This window comes from Treponema sp. R6D11 (genome assembly GCF_054786075.1).
Genome location: NZ_BDHD01000295.1, coordinates 1 through 1,494, shown reverse-complemented (window position 1 = coordinate 1,494; position 1,494 = coordinate 1). Strand labels below are relative to the sequence as shown.

Here is a 1,494-nt window from a genome sequence, read left to right as displayed (position 1 = left end):
TTATCCCCGCTATTGCCAAGAAGTTAATAATCGGGTTAAACATCACCACGCCGGCATACTCTTTCGTGCCATTATAGACAGCCGCTCGCGCAAGATCGAGGCAATACGTCATCGGCAGACATCGGCTTAGGAACCACAATACGCCAGTCGAGTTCGCTATCGGGATAATCGCGCCAGACAGAAACATCTGCGGCATAACAACCAAGTTAACTGCCAGATTAGCCGACTTTTTATTTTTAATTAGCCCGATTAGTATCATCGCGAGCGCGCCCGATGTGAGGCAGACGAGCGGAGACATCGCCAAAATCAAAAGCAATTTACTAATCGGCAAAGTGATCCCCATGCAAAGCCCGACGATGAGCGTCCCTACTATGCTGATAATTGCGCCGAACATCGAGCCGAATATCTTGCCGATAATTATCGAGCTCCTCGAAACAGGCGAGATTAGCATTTCTTGCGTAAAGTCCGTTTCATGATCGTCCACCAGCGAAGTCATGTTCATCGAAGTCAGCATAAACATCATATTAACGAGCATGCCGACCATCATGTACCGCCCGAAATCAAACGGCATCCCGCTCGCCATGTTCTGCATTAGATTGCCGCCGATCATATACATCATCATAATAGGCATCGCGAGGCTCATAATGATTATACCCGGGTCCTTAAGGCATAGCGTTATATCGCGCGCCATGATTGTTATAATCGTGTTTAATTCTCTAAATATTTTTGATTTTTTTCTTGTTAAATTCTCGCTCATAATGCTTTCCCTCCCACAAATTCTATATACGCGTCTTCCAAAGTCGGCAAGCAAACTTTTGGCGTTGAGTCGTAATGCAGCTGCTTTTTAAGCTCTTCCGGCGCGCAACAAATTTTGATTTCGCCGTGATTAATTATGCACACTTTATCAACATTTTCCGCCTCGTCGATGTAGTGCGTCGTTAGAAACACCGTCGTCCCGTTCTCTTTTCGAACGTTATTGATATATTCCCATAAACCGCGCCTAGCAACGGCGTCGAGTCCTGAAGTCGGCTCGTCCAAAAACAAAACTTTCGGCGTATGGATTAGGCTTCTAATAATCTCTAGCTTGCGCTGCATACCACCCGATAATTTCTTAACAGGCTTGAATAATGCATCCTGCAAGCCAACGATCTCCGCAAGCTCCATAACCTTGTCACGATATGCTTTTGGCATCATTTTAAACGACGGACGGTAGCCACACATCCCATACAAACACGCATGAAACCGAATGTTTTCCTCCGCCGTTAAATCCTTATCAAGGCTCGGATTTTGAAAAATAATTCCCACGTTTTCACGAACTTTTCGAGCCTCTTTTTCCGCGTCAAACCCTGCAATCAAAACCTTGCCAGATGTTTTCGAAAGCGTTGTTGTTAGGATAGAGATAGTCGTCGTTTTTCCTGCACCGTTCGGCCCCAAAAAGGCGAAGAACTCACCCTCTTGCACCTCGAAACTAATATTTTTAACAGCCGGTTCCTT

General features: G+C 45.6%; 2 protein-coding genes. Both read right to left on the bottom strand.

What is annotated here, in order from left to right; translation table 11 throughout:
* Window positions 1-757: ABC transporter permease (locus tag ACYVTD_RS12465; protein ID WP_461248078.1), on the bottom strand; the 757-nt coding region annotated here is incomplete at its 3' end.
* The coding region (locus ACYVTD_RS12460) for an ABC transporter ATP-binding protein (RefSeq protein WP_461248077.1) at window positions 754-1,494 on the bottom strand (741 nt) is incomplete at its 5' end. The genes ACYVTD_RS12460 and ACYVTD_RS12465, both read right to left, overlap by 4 nt.